Origin of the sequence: Endozoicomonas sp. YOMI1, assembly GCF_024606345.1 — a bacterium.
GTDB lineage: Bacteria > Pseudomonadota > Gammaproteobacteria > Pseudomonadales > Endozoicomonadaceae > Endozoicomonas.
The window spans coordinates 1-4,432 of the sequence record NZ_JAHHPM010000481.1 but is presented as its reverse complement, the minus strand read 5'-3'; the positions used below and the strand labels follow the sequence as shown (position 1 = coordinate 4,432).

Here is a 4,432-nt window from a genome sequence, read left to right as displayed (position 1 = left end):
TTGCACAGCGCCAAAGTGAGCGCCTAAAGAAGCGCCACCAGAATGATCCCGCTTTCGCACAGCGCCGAAGTGAGCGCCTAAGGGAGCCTAAGGGAGCAGCGCCTAAGGAATCTAAACCACAATGATCCCTCGAAAACATAGAGGTAAAGGATTTATACAAACACTAATAAATATTCGCATTTTTTTCTCCTTTTTAGTCGGCCTTCTGGCCGCGATTCAGTGCCTGGGTAGTTTTCCCCATGATTTTACGTCCAAGGACAATAGAAGGTCTGTATGGATACAGTGCAGCGGCGAAGCCTGAAGGGTTATAGTCATCATCAGGGCGTTCCCGGTAACCTTTATGACCGCCATCGCCAGAATCGTAATAACGTGGGATCTCTATCCATACGAAGCAATTGCTATTACCACTTCCACCTGCTATGAGCGCCAGGGTAGATACCGTAGCGATGGCTAAGCCAGCGAAGATGATTTCAGATCCATGTTTTGGCAGTTCATAGTACATGCGGGAAATAAAGTTGAAGGTCTCCCGGGCGGGTGTGATGGCGTACTCCCGCAGGCTTTTGTGTGGTTTTCCACGGACAACATCTGTGGCAATTTTCGCAATACCAAAGACAGTGCCTCCGGTGGCAGCAAGACCGGTAACAGCCACCGCGGTAACGTAATAGGCAGCAAAAATACCGCCATTTACCACCGTTGAGGCAAGGCGAAATGGCATGGCACAAGCCTTACCAGCAGCTCTGCCGATACTTGACCATACGGAACGCCCACCGTTTTCCCCCATGGTGGGAGCAGAAAATCCGGAATGGCCGGGATTAACATTTATTGGGGCAACGTCAGGATAGCTCATAAATTCACCTCCTTGTTCATATAGAAATTAAGTTAACGTGTTGTAATGAAATGGAATTTACCAATGTCTGTGGCTTGATTGACTGACAAGGTGGTTAGGAAAACTGTCAGTCGGCCTGAACGACTCCCGGTTCTAAAGGGGGCTTTGCAGGTGGAATTGGTATAAATGCCAGATTGTGACATTGTTCACTCTGCTGAACTTTTATAAGAAAGAGAGGTCTTAAGCGGCAATTCAATAATTCAATGGATCGATCCAATCTCTTTCCTTCATTCAATCCTGACTTTTCTGATCTCTATTTCGACTCATCAGATTTAATAGAACATACGTAGCAATTTGCTACCATCGAACAACATCTGGTAAAGAACCACATGGCTGAGGGCCAGAAACCTGGCAACAGGTTTTCGGGTCTCAGCTGGCAAATCAAGGCTCCAGAAACCCGCATCTGAATATTCTATTGAAACCAGAGATTTAAACTGGGACAAAAAGACAATGACCATGAAAATATAGCGCATTTTACGGCGGAGATTAGTGGCATGCTGTTAAAGACTGACCAGCAGAATGCCAATCACCAGACAACCTTTCATCCCCCGTAAATAATTGGCCAAATGGAATCGAATGATGATTCATTGAATGGATATCTTCATCTTCCTGCAATGATTAATGGCTTTTTATATCAACCTCTCAATTGATAGCTTAAGCAGACCAGCATAACGTCGACCCTTTAAATTCAAATAGAATCGATTTTGTATAAACAGGCAATGATATATCCTAAGGTAATAATGTGATTTTTTTGAAAAATTATTGTTATTTAGTTCAACTGACGTAAAGGCTGTGCCATTATTGATATGGTTTTTCTTAACTTTAATCCTGATACAGGCAAGATTGTCCTGGCCAACAAGGCTTTTCTGGCCAAACACAATGGAAACTGATATGAAGAAGGTTATTAAAATATCCGCTCTGGCAGCAGCTGTACTTTTAGCTGCAGGCTGTCAGGAAAAGACCACCCAGACTCCTGAAGTTGAGTTAAACACGGATGATCAGAAAGCCGCCTATGCCATTGGTGCCTCTGTGGGTAACTTTGCCAGTCAGACACTAAAGCAACAGGATGAGCTTGGTGTTGTGCTTGACCGTGCGCTGGTTCAGCAGGGCTTGCTGGACGCCCTCGCCGATCAAGTCAAAATGAACGAGGAGGAGATGGGCGCAGCCCTCCGGGCTCATGAGCAGAAGATGAACACCGTCGTTCAGGAGAACGCCACGAAGAAGCGTGAGGAGACCCGTAAAACCGGCGCCAAATATCTGGAAGATAACGCCGGGAAAGAAGGTGTTTCCGTGACTGAGTCCGGCCTGCAATATGAAGTTATCAAGCAGGGAGACGGCCCAAAACCAACCGCAGCGGATACTGTTACCGTTCATTATACGGGTACGCTGACTGACGGCACTGTTTTCGACAGCAGCAAGCAACGAGGCCAGCCAGCAACTTTCCCCCTGGCAAACGTGATCAAGGGCTGGACTGAAGGTGTTGCCCTAATGTCTGTTGGCTCTGAATATCGTCTGACAATTCCTGCCAAGCTGGCTTACGGAGACCAGGAAGTTGGTTCCATTCCAGCAGGCTCCGTGCTGGTATTCGATGTTGAGCTGATCAGCATCGAAGGCAAGGAAGAAAGCAAAGAAGAAGCCGACAGCTAATAAGCCACGAAATAAATCTTCAGGCTGGTTACACTAACGGGCAGTACGACAACTGCCCGTTATTTATTGGTGAATTATGAACCTGATCTCTATTTTAGTACTTTTGTTCATCACCCTGTTTGTTGTGGTTAAACTGACAGAGCGCCATGGTAAACCGCTGACTAATGAGCAGCAAGGCAAGCTTGCCAAAATCGCCATGGTATTAATTGTTGTTATGTTAGTTGCGGCTCTGATCAAATCCCTGATGTAATTCCAGATCAAAATTGAAACAGCTCACCAATAATGACCATCAACAGTAATGCAGGGCTGACCCAGCGGATCAGCAGCTGCCAGATTTTCAGGGATTTGCCCTGCATTCCCAACTGTTCAATCAGCACTTTTCTTTCCATGATATAGCCGCAAAAATAAAGCACCAGAAGCCCAACGGCCGGGAGCATAACCTGGGTAGCAAAGGCGGTATAAAGGTCAAACAGCGTTTTGCCATCAACAGAAACCTGCTTCCAGAAACTGAAAGAGAGGCCGGGTATTAACCCGACCAGAAATATAATAACACCTGCTATGGTGGCTCCTGCTGCGCGGAAGCCTGAACACAGGCGACTCATCATCAACACCAGCGGTTCAGCCAGATTGACTGCTGATGTCCAAACCGCCATTACCAGAAGAAGAAAGAATAAGGGGAGAACCTGCGAGCCAAAGGGCATTTGAGCCAATGCAACCGGCAGTGTGATGAACATCAGCCCGGGGCCTTCCGCCACTGAAAGCCCTTCACTGAACACCACGGAAAAGGTTGCAATACCGACCATCACTGCCACCAGCACATCAAGCAAGGCGACCACCAATACCGCCTTCACCACCGACTGCCTCTCCGGCATATAAGCCCCATAGGCCATCAAACAGCAGGCACCTATGGCCAGGGTGAAAAAAGCATGGCCCATTGCCTCCAGCACCACACCGCCGCTGACCGCCTCAAATCTGAAGGCAAACAGGTAATCAAGGGCTACCGCAAAACCGCTGAACTGGCTGGCATAGATCAGTAGAACCACCAGAATCAGATACATCAGGGGCATCAGCCAGTTATTCAACCGTTCTATACCTTTGGAAATGGTTCGACCGCTGATGGCCACCGTCATAAGAATGAATAGACCGTGGTATAAAACGACCTGCCAGGGTGATTCCAGCAGCTGTTGAAAATGTATTGATGTCGCTTGAATGCTGTTGGCTGGAAGTTCCCCCGAGAGCGACTGGAAAAAAAAGTGCAGCACCCAGCCGGACACCACACTGTAGAATGAGAGAATCATCGTGGCCGCCAGCGTTCCCATCCAGGCCAGCTTGCTCCAGTGCCTGGTATGGCCAGCACTGACCGCCAGCTGGCGCAGACTGCTGGCGGGTGAAGCCCGCCCTGCCCGGCCAACCACAATCTCGGCAATCATTACCGGCAGCCCCAGCAACACCACAAAAATCATATACAGAAGAAAAAACAGGCTTCCTCCGTTTTCACCGGCCACATAAGGGAAACGCCAGATATTTCCCAAACCGATGGCAGCCCCGGCAATAGCAAAAATAAACCCGCGATTGGAAGTGATTCTGTTTTCAGGTGGCATGGATGGTCCATTTTCTACTGGTATGCTGGATTGTACTGACCAGCAGGTCATTATCAGCATAGACGCAAACGTATACTTATATCATCGGAAAGACTCTGGAGGATTGCAGAATGCGTGGGTGGGAATGCATACCGGAGCCTGCTGGATGTGGAACAACCTGTTTCTGCCCGGGATCACAAGAGTTTAATGGGTGGTCTACATTTGCGGAGAGGTTTGGTATGCATTCCCACGGAGGACCGTGGGAACGGTGTGCCGCAGCACACCAATGGAGTCTGAAGGATAATTCTCCTGATGTGTG

General features: G+C 48.3%; 4 protein-coding genes. 2 read left to right on the top strand and 2 right to left on the bottom strand.

Annotated elements, in window-relative coordinates; all coding sequences use genetic code 11:
• Positions 1-193: 193 nt before the first annotated feature.
• Positions 194-847 carry a hypothetical protein gene (locus KDK15_RS16890; RefSeq protein ID WP_257296561.1) on the bottom strand — a complete coding sequence of 218 codons (654 nt, stop codon included), beginning with the start codon at positions 845-847 and terminating at the stop codon, positions 194-196.
• A 930-nt stretch (positions 848-1,777) separates the two neighbouring features.
• Here KDK15_RS16890 and fkpA point away from each other — a divergent pair.
• Together fkpA and KDK15_RS16880 are read left to right on the top strand one after the other, a co-directional pair.
• Positions 1,778-2,533: an FKBP-type peptidyl-prolyl cis-trans isomerase gene (fkpA, locus tag KDK15_RS16885; RefSeq protein WP_257296560.1), complete on the top strand. Its 756-nt coding sequence runs from the start codon at positions 1,778-1,780 to the stop codon at positions 2,531-2,533.
• Between the two features lie 76 nt (positions 2,534-2,609).
• Positions 2,610-2,783, top strand: coding sequence for a hypothetical protein (locus KDK15_RS16880; protein ID WP_257296559.1), 174 nt, complete (start codon positions 2,610-2,612; stop codon positions 2,781-2,783).
• A gap of 7 nt (positions 2,784-2,790) precedes the next feature.
• Here KDK15_RS16880 and KDK15_RS16875 read toward each other — a convergent pair whose 3' ends face one another.
• On the bottom strand, positions 2,791-4,134 hold the full coding sequence (locus KDK15_RS16875; RefSeq protein WP_257296558.1) for a sodium-dependent transporter: 1,344 nt from the start codon (positions 4,132-4,134) through the stop codon (positions 2,791-2,793).
• Between the last annotated feature and the right edge of the window lie 298 nt (positions 4,135-4,432).

Bases quoted from the DNA above. Each gene is read 5' to 3' on its own strand.
- KDK15_RS16890 (WP_257296561.1), bottom strand. From the start codon at position 847: ATGAGCTATCCTGACGTTGCCCCAATAAATGTTAATCCCGGCCATTCC.
- fkpA (WP_257296560.1), top strand. From the start codon at position 1,778: ATGAAGAAGGTTATTAAAATATCCGCTCTGGCAGCAGCTGTACTTTTA.
- KDK15_RS16880 (WP_257296559.1), top strand. From the start codon at position 2,610: ATGAACCTGATCTCTATTTTAGTACTTTTGTTCATCACCCTGTTTGTT.
- KDK15_RS16875 (WP_257296558.1), bottom strand. From the start codon at position 4,134: ATGCCACCTGAAAACAGAATCACTTCCAATCGCGGGTTTATTTTTGCT.